The sequence below is a fragment of the Streptomyces sp. LS-MS-L19 genome, from assembly GCF_058382285.1.
The window spans coordinates 4,473,507-4,487,160 of record NZ_JBYCLL010000001.1; the positions used below are offsets into that span (position 1 = coordinate 4,473,507).

Consider the following 13,654-nt stretch of genomic DNA (forward strand, 5'->3'; position numbering starts at 1 on the left):
GGTGTTCTCCATCGCTAGGGTTACCGACCCTGACCTGTCCGCCCGGCGGCCCTCGGGGGAGCCGCCGGGCGGGCATCGCCCATCACTGAACCGGGAGAGTCACCACCCATGAGTGAAACCGAGAAGCAGGACGGCACGCTCAAGCCGCTCGACAACCACGCCACGGGGACCGAGGACGAGCTCAAGCCGCTCGACAACCACGCCACCGGCACCGAGAAGGTCGTCACGGCGGCCGCCGGCACGACGGACGGCGTGGTCAAGCCGCTCGACAACCACGCCACCGACGAGAAGGCCTGACAAGGACTTTCCACACACGGGGATCGGCCGCGGCGGCACGGAGGGGAAGCCGCCGCGGCCGAGGCGTGCCCGGGGGCGGGCGCTTCAGAGCCGCCGCAGCTCCCCCTTCACCACCTTCCCGCTCGCGTTCCGTGGGAGTTCCGGTACGAACTCCACCGTTCTCGGGACCTTGTAGTTGGCCATCTCGCGGCGGGCCCAGGCGATCAGGTCATCGGCGGTCAGGGTCGAGGCCGGGCGGCGGACCACGTATGCCTTGCCGACCTCGCCGAGGCGGGTGTCGGGGACTCCGATGACCGCGACGTCGGCCACCGCCGGGTGCAGGCCGAGCAGTTGCTCTATCTCCGCCGGGTACGCGTTGAAGCCGCCGACGATGTACATGTCCTTCAGGCGGTCGGTGATGCGGAGGTTGCCCGAGGGGTCCAGGACGCCGACGTCTCCCGTGCGCAGCCAGCCGTCCTCCGTGACCGCCTCCGCGGTGGCCGCCTCGTCCTCGTAGTAGCCGCGCATCACGTTGAAGCCGCGGACCAGGACCTCGCCGGGCTGCCCGGGCGGCGCCTGCACCCGCACCTCCGTGCCGGGGATGGCCCGGCCCGAGGTCGACGCGATCACCGGGAGCGGGTCCCCGCGGCGGCACATCGTGACGATGCCGCTGGCCTCCGAGAGGCCGTAGGCGGTCAGGACGGTCTCCACGCCCAGTTCGCCGTGCAGTTGCTCGACCAGCCGGAGCGGGACGACTGCCGCGCCGGTCACCACCAGGCGCAGGGCGGACAGGTCGTGGGAGGCCCGTGCCGGGTGGTCCAGGAGGGACTGGTGGAGGGTGGGCGGGCCCGGGAGGACCGAGACGCGTTCCGCCGCTATGTTCGCGAGCACGGTGTCCACGTTGAACACCGGCTGCGGGATCATCGTCGCCCCGCGCATCAGACAGGCGATCACCCCGGCCTTGTAACCGAAGGTGTGGAAGAAGGGGTTGACGATGAGGTAGCGGTCGCCCTGCCGCAACCCGGCCAGGTCGCACCAGACCTCGTACGCCCGCAGGGTCTGCTCGTGGGTGATCACGGCGCCCTTGGGACGCCCGGTGGTCCCCGAGGTGAAGACGATGTCCGACGGCTGGTCCGGGGTCACGGCCAGCGCCCGCGCCCGCACCTCCGCCTCCCCCACCCCGTCCCCGCTCGCCAGGAAGTCCTTCCAGGTGCGGTAGTCCGCGGGCGCGTCGTCCGACAGCACCACGACCTGCTCCAGGTCCGGGAGGCCCGGCCCGTCCGCGACCGCCCGGCGCAGTGACGCCACGTACGACGTGCCCAGGAAGGTGCCGGTGATGAACAGCAGCCGCGTCCCGCTGCGGCGCAGCACGTCCGCGGCCTCGGTGCCCTTGAAGCGGGTGTTGAGGGGCACCAGGACCGCGCCCGCCGACACCGCGCCCAGCGCCGCGACCATCCAGTCCAGGGAGTTGGGCGCCCAGACGGCCACCCGGTCGCCGGGCCGTACGCCGTTCGCGAGGCAGGCCGCAGCCGCGCGCTCCACCCGGGCGCCCAACTCGCCGTAGGTGACCCGGTTGCGGCCCTCCACGACCGCCTCCGCCGAGCCGTACCGCTCCGCCGCCCACCGGACCAGCTCCGGGATGCTGCGCCACTCCACATCGGCCTCCCCGAAAGCGGAAACGCGTTAGCTGACTACCCGTCAGATTAGCTGTAGCCTGACGGGCTGTCAGCAGGCCTCACAGTGTGCGGAGGTGCGTGCAGCGTGACCCTCAAGGACGCCACGGCGATCGTGGGCATCGGACGGACCCGGTTCGCGAAGAACCTCGCCGAGGACGAGAGGACCCTGGCCTGCCGGGCCGTTCTCGCCGCCCTCGACGACGCCGGGATCGCCCCGGGCGAGGTCGACGCCCTCGCCTCGTACACCATGGAGGAGACCGACGAGGTCGAGCTCGCCAAGGCCGTCGGCCTCGGCGACCTCACCTTCTTCAGCAAGGCCGGTTACGGCGGCGGCGGTTCGTGCGCGACGGTCGCCCACCTCGCGGCGGCCATCGCGAGCGGCCAGGCCACGGTCGGGGTCGCCTGGCGGTCCCGCAAGCGCGGCTCGGGCCCCCGCCCCTGGACCAACACCACCGTCCAACTCCCCACCCCGGCCCAGTGGACGAGACCCTTCGGGCTGCTCCGGCCCGCCGACGAGATAGCCATGCTCACCCGCCGCTACATGCACGAGTACGGCGCCACCCGCGACCACCTCTTCAACGTCGCCCTCGCCTGCCGCAACCGCGCCAACCAGAACCCGGCCGCGATCATGTACGACCGCCCCCTGACCCGCGAGATGTACATGACGTCCCGCTGGATCAGCGAACCCCTGTGCCTCTTCGACAACTGCCTCGAGACCGACGGGGCGTTGGCGTGCGTGGTCGTCAGCAGGGAGCGCGCCCGGGACTGCCCGCACACCCCCGTCTACGTCCACTCCGCCGCCCAGGGCCTGCCCACCCAGCACCACGGCATGGTCAACTACTGGAACGACGACCCGCTCACCGGCCCCGCCTGGACCGCCGCCCGGCACCTGTGGAAACACGCCGACTTCACCCCGCAGGACGTCGACGTGGCCCAGATCTACGACGCGTTCACCGCCCTCGTCCCGCTCTCCCTGGAGGGGTACGGCTTCTGCGGGCGCGGCGAGGGCGGCGCGTTCACCGAACAGGGCGCCCTGGAGACCGGCGGGCGGCTGCCGATCAACACCGGCGGGGGCGGCCTGTCCGAGGCCTATGTGCACGGCTTCAACCTCATCGACGAAGGCGTACGGCAACTGCGCGGCACCAGCACCGCCCAGGTACCGGACGCCGCCACCTGCCTCGTCACCGCCGGCGAGGGCGTCCCCACCTCCGCCCTGCTGCTGACCAACAGGAGCTGACATGCTCGAACCGGTGAAGGACGCCACGGGCGCCCCCTTCTGGGAGTACGCGGCCCGCGGCGAACTCCGCGTCCAGGCCTGCGCCGACTGCGGCGAACTCCGCTTCCCGCCCCGCCCCTGCTGCCCGCACTGCCAGTCGTTCGAGCAGGAGTGGCGCCGGGTCTCCGGGCGCGGCCGCGTCTGGTCCTACGTCGTCCCGCACCCGCCCCTGCTGCCCGACTACGCGGCACAGGCGCCGTACAACGTGATCGTGGTCGAGCTGGAGGAGGCGCCGCGGATCCGGCTGGTGGGCAACCTGGTCAGCGCCGCCGGGGCCGCGCTCAACTCCCTTGATCCGCGCCGGATCCGCATCGGCGCCCGGGTGCACGTGGTCTTCTCGGACGGGCTTCCGCAGTGGGTGCTCGCGTGAGCGGGCTGCGGGTGAGCGCCGACAAGGACACCGGGGTCGCGGTCGTCACCCTCGACCGGTCCGACAGGCTCAACGCCATCGACCTCGCGATGCGGGACGAACTCGTGGCCGCCTGGGGGGAGTTGCGGTTCGTCGACTCGGTACGGGCGGTGGTCCTCACCGGCGCCGGGGAGCGGGCCTTCTGCACGGGCCTCGACCGGGACGCCGAGGTGCCGCAGCCCAACTCCCCCTACATGGCCGACGATCCGCTGCTGCACGTCGGGCCGAAGTCCAACGACCTGTGGAAGCCGGTCGTCGCCGCCGTCAACGGGATGGCCTGCGGCGGCGCCTTCTACCTCCTCGGCGAGTGCGACTTCCTGATCGCCGACCCCGTCGCCACCTTCTTCGACCCGCACACCACCTACGGAATGGTCAGCGCCTACGAGTCGGTGCTCATGGCCCAGGTCATGCCACACGGGGAGGCCGCCCGCACGGCGCTCATGGGAACGGCGGAACGGCTCTCCGCCGACCGCGCCCACACCATCGGACTGGTCACCGAAGTCACCGAACCGGGCGAGTCGTTGGCGGCGGCGGTCGCGGCCGCCGAGGTCATCGCCGGGTATCCGCCGGAGGGGGTGCAGGGCACGGTCCGCGCGCTCTGGGCGGCGAAGGAGGGCGCCGTGCGGCAGGGGTTCGCGCAGGCGCCCCACCTCGTCTCACTGGGGAACCTCCCCCTGGACCGGCAGACCGGCCTGTTCCGTTCCCGGCGCCCCGAATTCCGATTGCGTTAGCAATTTCGGTGCCCTGTACAGGCGTATGCTCGCCCCATGGTTGAACATCGCACGGTCGACGTGAACGGCATACGGCTGCACATCGCCGAGGAAGGCGCGGGACCGCTCGTCGTGCTGCTGCACGGCTTCCCGGAGTCCTGGCACTCCTGGCGCCACCAGTTCGCCCCGCTGGCCGCGGCCGGCTTCCGGGTGGTCGCGCCCGACCAGCGCGGATACGGCACCAGCGAGCATCCCGAGGACGTGTCGGCGTACAGCATCCTGCACCTGGTCGGCGATGTCGTCGGGCTGGTCCACGCGCTGGGCGAGGAGCGGGCGTTCGTCGTCGGGCACGACTGGGGGGCGCCGGTCGCCTGGCACACCGCGCTGCTGCGGCCGGACGTGGTGCGCGGGGTGGCGGGGCTGAGCGTGCCGCCGCCGTTCCGCGGGGAGCGACCGCCGCTCAGGACCATGCAGGAACGGTTCGACGGGCACTTCTACTGGAACTACTTCAACCTGCCCGGGGTGGCCGACGCCGAGTTCGGCAAGGACCCGCGGGCGGCCCTGCGCAGGCTGCTGTACGGCGCCTCGGGCGACGGCCCCGGCGCCGGGCGCTACGAGCAGGCCCTGGTGACCGACCCGGACCGCGGCTGGCTCGCGGACATGCCCGACCCCGTGGAACTCCCCGCCTGGCTCACCGAGGCCGACCTCGACGAACTCGCCGCGAGCTACGCCCAGGGCTTCACCGGCGCCCTCAACTGGTACCGCAACCTGGACCGCAACTGGGAACTGACGGCCGCTTGGCACGGCGCGAGGGTCACCCCGCCCGCCCTGTACATGTACGGCGACCGGGATCTGGTCCCGGCGTTCCCGGGAACGCCGGAACTGATCGAGAAGCTCCCGCAGCTGATGCCGAACCTGGTCCGCGACCCGGTGGTGCTCCCGGGCTGCGGCCACTGGACCCAGCAGGAGCGGCCGGACGAGGTGAACGCGGTCCTGCTCGACTTCCTGACGGGGCTGCGGGGCTGACGGTCAGTCGACCAGGTCGGCTTCCGGCTCGACCCAGCACTGGTCGAGCTTCGCCAGGACGGCCTGACTCGCCCGCACCTGGACCTTCGAGGTGCCTCTGGCGGCCACCGTGACCCGCTGGTCGGCGGAGCCCAGCGTCCGGCCGGAGGCGTCGGTGAAGGAGACCGTGACCTCGAAGGTGCCCTGACGGCTGTTCGGGTTGCTGACCTCGGCCGTCAGATAGGGGGCCGCCTTCGTCGCGCAGCTCACCAGTGTCGCCGTGCCGTCCTCTAGCGTCGAGGTGCGCCGGGTGCCGGTGGTGCGCGGCGTGTAGCTGTCGTGGTCCTGGCTGGAGCTGCTGCACCCCCCGCCACTGTCACTGTCGCTGTGGCTCTTGTGCCGCCCGCTGCTCTTGTGCCCGCTGGAGAAGCCCGTCAGCGCGAGCACCACCGTCGCCATGACCGCCGTGAACCTGAGAACACGCCCCCGTGAATACATGCGATCACTCTAATGGGGGCCACTGACAGCCCGCTCAGGTGGCCCTCGCCGTCCCCGTCCCCTTCTCCGCGTCCAGCGCGTACACGCAGCGGTCCTTGCTGCACGCGTACACCACGCCGTCCTTGACCACCGGCGATCCGGTGATCTCCCCGCCGGTCGCCAGCTTCCAGCGCAGGCGGCCGTCGTCGGCCTTCAGGGTGTACAGGAGGTGGTCGGTGGAGCCGAAGTGGATACGGCCCTCGGCCACCGCGGGCGCCCCCACGATGTCGCCGCCCGCCTGGAACCGCCACTTGGGCGTACCGGTGACGGCGTCGAGGGTGTACAGCCCCTTGCCGCTGCCCACGTGCACATGGCCCCCGGCGACCAGCACCGGCTCGACCGAGGCGCGGGCCTCGGTCGCGATGCGCCACCGGTCCCGGCCGTCCACCGCGTCGAGGGCGTACACCGTGCCGAGGTAGTCGGCGAGGTAGACCCCGCCGCCGGTGACCGCGGCGCCCGGCACGAAGGTGGGCGGGCACAGGAAGGCCGCCGGGGCCTCGAAGTGCCAGCGGACCCGGCCGGTGGCCACCTCCAGGGCCATGACGCGGGTCCCGGCCGAGATGTACACGTATCCGTCGTGGGCCTGCGCCACCCGGACCGGCACCCCGCCGCAGGAGGCCGCGTCACCGATGGGGAACGCCCAGCGCTCCTCGCCGGTACGGGCGTCCAGGGCGCGCAGCCGGCCCTCCTGCCAGACGTAGACCGTGCCCTCGTGGAGCGCGGGGCCCGCCTCCGGGGACTCGAAGTCGGTCTGGCAGCCGGCGATCTCCCAGAGCTTGTGCCCGTTGGAGGCGTCCCAGGCCTGGACGCCACCGCCGCGGGTGCCGGTGATGACGGTGCCGCGCTCGGCCTTGAGGGAGTACACCCAGGCGTCGGTGCTCAGCCGCCACTGGTCGGCGCCCTCGCGGGCGTCCAGGGCGAACAGGGTGGGGCCGTCGGAGGCGTGGATACGGCCGTCCGCGACCGCCATCGACCAGGCCACGTCCCGGGTCTTGAAGCGGCGGCGGCCGGTCGCGACGTCGAGGGCGTGCACCTCGAAGGAGGTGACGTAGACGAGGTCGCCGGCGACGGCCGGGGTGCCCCACACGTCGTTCGACATGCGGAAGCGCCAGGGGCGCCAGCCGGTCGCGGTCTCCGGGGGCGCGGGCGGCGGGGACGGGACGGCGGGGCCCACGGCCGCGTCGGTGCCGTTGACGCCGGGGCGCGGCCGGGACCAGGAGGCGACCAGGCCGGCCTCCGGCGGGGGCGCCTTCACGGCGGCGGCGCGGGCGTCGGCCACGCGCGGTCCGGGCCCGATGGGCACCTGGGCGCCCGCGAGCCGCACCGGGCCGGTGTCCGGGGCGCCGACGGGGACCGGCGCGGGCGGCACCGGGTCGTAGGAGGGCGGCGGCGGTACGACCGCGGGGCGGCCGCCCCCGCTGCGGGCCCCGCCGGTCTGGGTGGGCGCCGGCCGGCCGCCGCGCCGGGACTCGATCAGGGCCACGGCCTTCTCGGGCAGCCACGCCGACGCCGTACCGCTGTCGTCCGAGCCGGAGCCGAAGAGGTGGGGTGCCAGCTGGGCCTGGAGGTCGGCCGGGTTGGGGCGGGCGGTGGCCTCCATCTGCATGCAGGACTCGATGAGCGGGCGCAGCTCGTCCGGCAGGCCTTCGAGGTCGGGGCCCTCCCGGAGCAGCATGAACACCGTCTCGACCGGGTTGGCGCCGTGGAAGGGCGGGTGGCCGGTGGCGGCGAAGACCAGCATGGAGCCGAGCGAGAAGACGTCGCTCGCGCCGGTGACGCTGCGGGAGTCCTTGGCCTGCTCGGGGGACATGTAGGCGGGGGTGCCGACGGCGACGTTCGTCATCGTCAAACGGGTGTTCGAGACCCCGGACGCGATGCCGAAGTCGATCACGCGGGGGCCGTCCTCCACGACGAGGACGTTGGAGGGTTTGAGGTCGCGGTGGACCAGTCCGGCGCCGTGGATGGACTGGAGGGCCTCGGCGACGCCCGCCGCGAACCAGCGCACCGCCTGGGCCGGGAGCGGCCCGCACTCGTTCACTATCTCCTCGAGGGAGGGCGCGGGGACGTACGCGGTGGCGAGCCACGGCACGGCCGCGCGGGGGTCGGCGTCGACCACGGCCGCCGTGTAGAAGCCGGAGACCGCCCGGGCCGCCTCCACCTCACGGGTGAAGCGGACCCGGAAGAGCTGGTCCTCGGCGAGCTCCGTACGGACCGTCTTGATCGCCACCCGCCGGCCCGAAGCCGAGCGCGCGAGATAGACCAGCCCCATGCCGCCGGCACCCAGCCGGCCCAGCACCTCGAACGGCCCGATCCTGCGCGGATCGTGCTGCGTCAGCTGATCCACCACTCTGCCTGCCACCTCCCCGTACAAGCCGCGCCACCCACATATGTACGCGACCCCGTGCAGCGTCTCACCACCGCACCGCCATGGCGGCACGCAACCCTGATTCTTCCTGGCCGGAGGCCTGGTGGCGAACCCGGGGTCAAATGGGATGTCTCACATCAAAGCGGTATCTTCTACCGCTCCGGCCGTTCCAGAACGGCGAAGGACGCCCCTTGATTGTCGGTGACGACGGCCACTTTTCCGTACGACGTCTCGAATGGCGGCGCCTGGACCCGTCCGCCGAGTCGGCCGACCGTCCCGAGCGCGGCCTCGCAGTCCGCCACCTGGAAGTGGACGAGGAAATGGGGCGGCATCTCGGCGGGGAACACGTCGGCGACGGGGGCCCGGCCGAAGTCGGGGTGGGAGCCGGGGCCGAAGAGGGCGTCGTGGAAGAGCCCGCCGTAGAAGGTGTTGGCGGCCTCGGTGTCCCGGGCGTACAGCTCCGCCCAGGCGAAGGCGCCGGGCTTGTGCCGGACCCCGAAGCCCTGGTGACCGGCGGGCTCCCAGAGCGCGAAGACCGCCCCCTCCGGATCGGTGACCAGCGCGGACGTGCCGAGATCGGCGACCGGCATCGGGGCGGTGACGACCTGTCCGCCGGCCGCCCAGATCCGGTCGGCGAGGCCCTCGATGTCCGGGGTGGCGAAGTAGACCGTCCACACGGTGGGCATCCGCCCGTCGGTCTTGCGGCCGAGCCCGGCGACCGGCTCGCCGTCGCGAAGGGCCCACACCGAGCCGCCGGGCGCGTCCCGGAAGGTCCACCCGAAGAGCTCACCGTAGAAGCGCCGTCCGGCGGCCACGTCGGGCAGCTGCGCGTCCACCCAGCAGGGGACGCCCTCGCCGTATCCCGTTCCGTCTGCGGATGCCCTGTTTTCGGCCATACCGTCAAAGTAACGGCGACTCACGCACCCCGCAGGACCAGGCACACCCGCCTCCCGGACCCCCCGCACCCCATTTGCAGTCGGCCGAATCGCGCTCCGATCACCCCTCGGTAAGCTGACGGCATGACAGGACAAGTGCGTACCGTCGACGGCCGCGTGGCCGGTCGGCGTGGGCAGGCGACCCGGCAGAAGCTGCTCGACTGCCTCAGCGAGATGCTCAGCTCCTCCCCTTACCGGGACGTCAAGGTCATCGATGTCGCCCGGAAGGCGGGCACTTCGCCCGCGACCTTCTACCAGTACTTCCCGGACGTCGAGGGCGCCGTCCTGGAGATCGCCGAGCAAATGGCCACCGAGGGCGGCCAGTTGACCGCGCTGCTGGAGGGCCGGTCGTGGGTCGGCAAGGCGGGGTGGCAGACCGCGCAGGAACTCGTGGACGGCTTCCTGGAGTTCTGGCGCAAGAACGACGCCATCCTGCGCGTGGTCGACCTCGGGGCCGCCGAGGGCGACAAGCGCTTCTACAAACTCCGCATGAAGATCCTCAACTCGGTGAACAACTCCCTCGCGGACGCGGTCGCCGAGCTCCAGTCCAAGGGCAAGGTCGACAAGGACGTCAACCCGGCCGCGGTCGCGGGCTCCCTCGTCGCGATGCTCGCGGCGGTGGCCTCGCACCAGAAGGGCTTCCAGACGTGGGGCGTCAAGCAGGCTGAACTCAAGCCCAACCTGGCGCTGTTGGTGCACCTGGGTGTCACCGGGAAGAAGCCGACGAAGTAGCGCGTACCCCCTCTTCCTCGGCTTTCCGGTTTCAAGTCCTGTCAGGCAGGCGGCTGTTCACTCGGGTGGACGGCCGCCTGTCGTGCGTACGATCCGGAAGAGCCGTATCTCCCGCTCCACCCGCGCCTGATAGGTGGCGTACGGCGGCCAGAACGCCAGCGCGGTCTTCCACACGGCCGTCCGCTCCTCACCGGCCAGCAGGGTCGCCCTGACCGGGATGTCCGCACCCTTCCAGCTGACCTCGGCGTCGGGGTGGGCGATGAGGTTGGCGGTCCAGGCGGGGTGTCCGTCGCGGCCGAAGTTGGAGCCGATGAGGATCCAGGAGCGGCCCTCGTCCTCGGGCATGCAGGCCAGCGGGGTCCGCCGGGGCAGTCCGCTGCGCGCGCCTGTCGAGGTGAGGATCACCCCCGGCAGCATCTGGGCGCTGAGCAGGACTTTTCCCCGGGTGAGCCGGTGCACGGCCCGGTCCAGTGCGGGGATCACATGCGGCGCGACCTTGGCGAAGCCGCGCGTGGAGGACACCTTCTGGACGATCCGTTCCCCGATCACACCGAGACCTCCGTCCGCTCGAAGAGCCGTGCCGCGTCGGCGGCGTGCGCCCGCAGCCGGTGCGCGGGGCCGAAGAGCAGGTCGTCACCGGTGGCGCGCTTGAAGTAGAGGTGCGCCTCGTGCTCCCAGGTGAAACCGATCCCGCCGTGCAGCTGGATGCCCTCGGCGGCGGCGGTGCGCAGCGCCTCCAGGGCCTGGGCGAGGGCGAGCCCCCCGACCCGCTGCTCGCTCTGTCCGTCCTGTCCGTCCTGTCCGGCGGCCCACGCGGCGTAGTAGGCGGCCGAGCGGGCCGCCTGGAGCTGCACGTACACGTCGGCGAGCCGGTGCTTCACGGCCTGGAAGGACCCGATCACCCGCCCGAACTGCTCCCGCTGCCCGACGTGTTCGACGGTCCGCTCCAGCGCCCGGTCGGCGGCCCCGACGGCCTCGCACGCGAGGACGGCGGCGACGGTGTCCCCGAGCCGGGCCAGCTCTCCGAGCACGTCGGCCTTGTCGTCGTCGCCCAGCAACTCGGCTTCGACATCACGGAGTTGGACGCGGGCCTGGGGGCGGGTGGCGTCGAGAGCGGTCTGCCGGGTGCGGACGAGCCCGGGGGCGTCGCCGGGGACCAGGAAGAGCAGGGTGCGCGAGCGGGCGAAGCCGCCCGCGTGGGCGGCGACGAGCAGGAGATCGGCGGTATGCCCGTCAAGCACTTGATCGACCTGGCCGTAGAGCCGCCAGGCGGACCGCGGGGCGGCGGCTCGGGGGGCTGCGGGCGGTGTGGAGGATGTGGAGGCTGCGCCCGCCGGGGCGTCTCGTGAGCCGGCGGGGGCGGGGCCCCGGGCGGGGGGAGCGGCGTCCGAGCCACCGGGCGCGGCTCCCGCGCCACCGGAAACGGCCCCCACCCCGTCCGGCCCACCGGAAGCAGCCCCCGGCCCACGTCCCGACCGGCCCGGCACGGCGGCGGCTCTCGGCGGGCGCTGTGCAGCACCCGTGTCGGGACCCTCGCCACGTACGAGCCGTGCCTGCACTCCCCCCGCGCGCCCACCCCCCGCCCACTCCCCCTCATTGCCGCAGGTGAGCGCGAGGGCCGTGCCCGGGGGTGCCGCGAGGGTGGCGGTCAGGGTGCCGGAGGCGATGCGGGGCAGCAGGTCCGCGCGCTGTTTCTCCGTACCGAGGGCCAGCAGCAGTGGGGCGGCGAGGACCGCGGTCGCCAGCATTGGCGTGGGGGCCAGCACTCGGCCCGTCTCCTCGCAGGCCAGGGCCAGTTCGGTCGCCGAGCATCCCACACCGCCGTACTCCTCGGGCAGGGCAAGACCCGGCAGCCCCAGCTGTCCGGCGAGGGCCGTCCACAGCGCCGGGTCGTGGCCGGCCGGGGTGTCGAGCGCGCTCCGCAGCTCGCGCGGACCGCAGCGCCTGCGCAGCAGCTCCCGCAACGCACCCCGGATCTCGTCCTGTTCGGCGGTGAAGCGAGCGTCCATGGCTCTTCCTCTTCCCTCCGGATCTGACGGTCCGTCATATTAGGAGCGCCCGCACCAGTTGCCCAGAGGCAGGAGGCCCCTCATGCCCCCCGGGAGCCGGAAAGTCGCGATCACCGGCGTGGCCCTCGCGGACTGCGGCCGCGTGGACGACACGACCCCCTACGCGCTGCACGCCCAGGCCGCCCGCCGCGCGCTGGCCGACGCGGGCCTGGACCGGTCCCTCGTGGACGGCCTGGCCTCCGCCGGCACCGGCACCCTCGCCCCCGCGGAGGTCGCCGAGTACCTGGGCCTGCGCCCCACCTGGGTCGACTCGACCTCCGTCGGCGGCTCCACCTGGGAGGTGATGGCGGCGCACGCGGCCGACGCGATCGCCGCCGGGCACGCGAACGCGGTGCTGCTGGTCTACGGCTCCACGGCCCGCGCCGACATCAAGGCGGGCCGCCGCACCGGCACGCTCTCCTTCGGCGCCCGCGGCCCGCTCCAGTTCGAGGTGCCCTACGGCCACACCCTGATCGCCAAGTACGCGATGGCGGCCCGCCGCCACATGATCGAACACGGCACGACGATCGAGCAGTTGGCGTCCGTCGCCGTACAGGCACGGGCCAACGCAGCCCTGAACCCCGAGGCGATGTTCCGCGACCCGATCACCGTGGACGACGTGCTGTCGGGTCCGATGATCGCGGACCCCTTCACCAAGCTGCACTGCTGCATCCGCTCCGACGGTGGCGCGGCGGTGCTGCTGGTGGCCGAGGAGTACGTACGGGACTGCCGTACCGCCCCCGTCTGGGTGCTCGGCACCGGGGAGCACGTGTCACACGTCAGCATGTCCGAGTGGCCCGACTTCACGGTGTCCCCGGCCGCGGTGAGCGGGCGGCTGGCCTTCGAGCGGGCCGGGGTGCGGCCGGAGGAGGTCGAACTCGCCGAGATCTACGACGCCTTCACCTACATGACCCTGGTGACGCTGGAGGACCTCGGCTTCTGCGCGAAGGGCGAGGGCGGCTCCTTCGTGGAGAAGGGGCGGCTGCTGGTCGAGGGCGGGGACCTGCCGGTCAACACCGACGGGGGTGGCCTTTCCGCCCAACACCCCGGCATGCGCGGGCTGTTCCTGCTGGTGGAGGCCGTACGGCAGCTGCGTGGGGAGGCGGGCGCGCGGCAGGTGCGGCGCCGGGACGGGTCGGCGCCCGGGCTCGCGGTGGCCTCGGGGACGGGTGGGTGGTTCTGCTCCTCGGGGACGGTGGTGCTGGGGCGATAGGGCACGACGGCGCCCCTCTCCCCCGGCCGAAGTACCCTGCACGGTATGGCCCTGACGCACGCGCAACGTGAACAGTTCCTGGCCGAGCCGCATGTCGCCGCGCTGGCGGTCGACGCGGGTGAGGGGCGCGCGCCGCTCACCGTGCCGATCTGGTACCAGTACGCGCCGGGCGGCGACCTGTGGATCATGACCGGTGACGGGTCGCGCAAGCACCGGCTCATCGAGGCGGCCGGCCGCTTCTCCCTGCTGGTCGAGCGCGTCGAGCCCACCATCCGGTACGTGTCCGTCGAGGGACCGGTCCTCGACACCCGCCCGGGCACCCTGGAGGACCTCCGGGAGATCTCCGCCCGCTATCTGCCGGCCGGGAAGGTGGACGACTACGTCGACTTCGCGTGGAAGAACCACGGCGCGCAGGTCGTCGTACGGATGCGGCCCGAGCGGTGGCTGACGTCCGACCTCGGTACCGTCTGAG

The 13,654-nt window shown here is 72.7% G+C and carries 14 protein-coding genes; 8 read left to right on the plus strand and 6 right to left on the minus strand.

Features of this window, described 5'->3' with window-relative positions; genetic code table 11:
* Positions 1 to 108 precede the first annotated feature (108 nt).
* Positions 109 to 297 (plus strand): hypothetical protein, encoded by a 189-nt coding sequence (locus AC2XR2_RS19895; protein ID WP_330266209.1) that lies wholly within the window; start codon positions 109 to 111, stop codon positions 295 to 297.
* 84 nt (positions 298 to 381) lie between these two features.
* Here AC2XR2_RS19895 and AC2XR2_RS19900 read toward each other — a convergent pair whose 3' ends face one another.
* Positions 382 to 1,932 carry a FadD3 family acyl-CoA ligase gene (locus AC2XR2_RS19900; protein ID WP_491515872.1) on the minus strand — a complete coding sequence of 517 codons (1,551 nt, stop codon included), beginning with the start codon at positions 1,930 to 1,932 and terminating at the stop codon, positions 382 to 384.
* Between the two features lie 105 nt (positions 1,933 to 2,037).
* Here AC2XR2_RS19900 and AC2XR2_RS19905 point away from each other — a divergent pair, with 105 nt between their 5' ends.
* Genes AC2XR2_RS19905 through AC2XR2_RS19920 form a run of 4 tightly spaced genes read left to right on the plus strand, consistent with a single transcriptional unit; the run spans position 2,038 to position 5,373 of the window.
* Complete coding sequence (locus AC2XR2_RS19905; protein WP_491515873.1) at positions 2,038 to 3,189, plus strand: lipid-transfer protein; 1,152 nt, start codon at positions 2,038 to 2,040, stop codon at positions 3,187 to 3,189.
* Between the two features lies 1 nt (position 3,190).
* Positions 3,191 to 3,598, plus strand: a complete 408-nt coding sequence (locus AC2XR2_RS19910; RefSeq protein ID WP_330266206.1) for a Zn-ribbon domain-containing OB-fold protein — start codon at positions 3,191 to 3,193, stop codon at positions 3,596 to 3,598.
* Positions 3,583 to 4,368 (plus strand): enoyl-CoA hydratase/isomerase family protein, encoded by a 786-nt coding sequence (locus tag AC2XR2_RS19915; RefSeq protein ID WP_491515874.1) that lies wholly within the window; start codon positions 3,583 to 3,585, stop codon positions 4,366 to 4,368. The genes AC2XR2_RS19910 and AC2XR2_RS19915 overlap by 16 nt, the downstream gene beginning before the upstream one ends.
* Before the next feature lie 36 nt (positions 4,369 to 4,404).
* Entirely contained in the window at positions 4,405 to 5,373 is a 969-nt protein-coding gene (locus AC2XR2_RS19920) for an alpha/beta fold hydrolase (protein WP_491515875.1), read from the plus strand.
* A gap of 3 nt (positions 5,374 to 5,376) precedes the next feature.
* On the opposite strand, the gene AC2XR2_RS19925 is transcribed toward AC2XR2_RS19920, so the two are convergent.
* The 3 genes from AC2XR2_RS19925 to kbpA form a co-directional block, all read right to left on the minus strand.
* On the minus strand, positions 5,377 to 5,811 hold the full coding sequence (locus AC2XR2_RS19925; protein ID WP_381300872.1) for a hypothetical protein: 435 nt from the start codon (positions 5,809 to 5,811) through the stop codon (positions 5,377 to 5,379).
* A 73-nt stretch (positions 5,812 to 5,884) separates the two neighbouring features.
* On the minus strand, positions 5,885 to 8,236 hold the full coding sequence (locus AC2XR2_RS19930; RefSeq protein WP_449353604.1) for an outer membrane protein assembly factor BamB family protein: 2,352 nt from the start codon (positions 8,234 to 8,236) through the stop codon (positions 5,885 to 5,887).
* A 170-nt stretch (positions 8,237 to 8,406) separates the two neighbouring features.
* Positions 8,407 to 9,150: an AfsK-binding protein KbpA gene (gene kbpA, locus AC2XR2_RS19935; RefSeq protein WP_491515876.1), complete on the minus strand. Its 744-nt coding sequence runs from the start codon at positions 9,148 to 9,150 to the stop codon at positions 8,407 to 8,409.
* Positions 9,151 to 9,285: 135 nt separating this feature from the next.
* Between kbpA and AC2XR2_RS19940 the strand changes: the two genes are divergently transcribed.
* Positions 9,286 to 9,921: a TetR family transcriptional regulator gene (locus AC2XR2_RS19940; protein ID WP_123761448.1), complete on the plus strand. Its 636-nt coding sequence runs from the start codon at positions 9,286 to 9,288 to the stop codon at positions 9,919 to 9,921.
* A 57-nt stretch (positions 9,922 to 9,978) separates the two neighbouring features.
* Here AC2XR2_RS19940 and AC2XR2_RS19945 read toward each other — a convergent pair whose 3' ends face one another.
* Both AC2XR2_RS19945 and AC2XR2_RS19950 read right to left on the minus strand, forming a co-directional pair.
* The gene (locus tag AC2XR2_RS19945; protein ID WP_449353602.1) at positions 9,979 to 10,470 is read right to left on the minus strand and encodes a nitroreductase/quinone reductase family protein; all 492 of its coding nucleotides are present in this window, start codon (positions 10,468 to 10,470) and stop codon (positions 9,979 to 9,981) included.
* Positions 10,467 to 11,930, minus strand: coding sequence for an acyl-CoA dehydrogenase family protein (locus AC2XR2_RS19950; protein ID WP_491515877.1), 1,464 nt, complete (start codon positions 11,928 to 11,930; stop codon positions 10,467 to 10,469). Before AC2XR2_RS19950 ends, AC2XR2_RS19945 begins: the two co-directional genes overlap by 4 nt.
* Before the next feature lie 82 nt (positions 11,931 to 12,012).
* Between AC2XR2_RS19950 and AC2XR2_RS19955 the strand changes: the two genes are divergently transcribed.
* Positions 12,013 to 13,182: a thiolase C-terminal domain-containing protein gene (locus AC2XR2_RS19955; RefSeq protein WP_491515878.1), complete on the plus strand. Its 1,170-nt coding sequence runs from the start codon at positions 12,013 to 12,015 to the stop codon at positions 13,180 to 13,182.
* Between the two features lie 45 nt (positions 13,183 to 13,227).
* Positions 13,228 to 13,653: a pyridoxamine 5'-phosphate oxidase family protein gene (locus tag AC2XR2_RS19960; RefSeq protein ID WP_449348996.1), complete on the plus strand. Its 426-nt coding sequence runs from the start codon at positions 13,228 to 13,230 to the stop codon at positions 13,651 to 13,653.
* Position 13,654: the final 1 nt, after the last annotated feature.

Coding starts and splice junctions, on each gene's coding strand:
- AC2XR2_RS19895 (WP_330266209.1), top strand. CDS start 109: ATGAGTGAAACCGAGAAGCAGGACGGCACGCTCAAGCCGCTCGACAAC.
- AC2XR2_RS19910 (WP_330266206.1), top strand. CDS start 3,191: ATGCTCGAACCGGTGAAGGACGCCACGGGCGCCCCCTTCTGGGAGTAC.
- AC2XR2_RS19920 (WP_491515875.1), top strand. CDS start 4,405: ATGGTTGAACATCGCACGGTCGACGTGAACGGCATACGGCTGCACATC.
- AC2XR2_RS19925 (WP_381300872.1), bottom strand. CDS start 5,811: ATGGCGACGGTGGTGCTCGCGCTGACGGGCTTCTCCAGCGGGCACAAG.
- kbpA (WP_491515876.1), bottom strand. CDS start 9,150: ATGGCCGAAAACAGGGCATCCGCAGACGGAACGGGATACGGCGAGGGC.
- AC2XR2_RS19950 (WP_491515877.1), bottom strand. CDS start 11,930: ATGGACGCTCGCTTCACCGCCGAACAGGACGAGATCCGGGGTGCGTTG.
- AC2XR2_RS19955 (WP_491515878.1), top strand. CDS start 12,013: ATGCCCCCCGGGAGCCGGAAAGTCGCGATCACCGGCGTGGCCCTCGCG.
- AC2XR2_RS19960 (WP_449348996.1), top strand. CDS start 13,228: ATGGCCCTGACGCACGCGCAACGTGAACAGTTCCTGGCCGAGCCGCAT.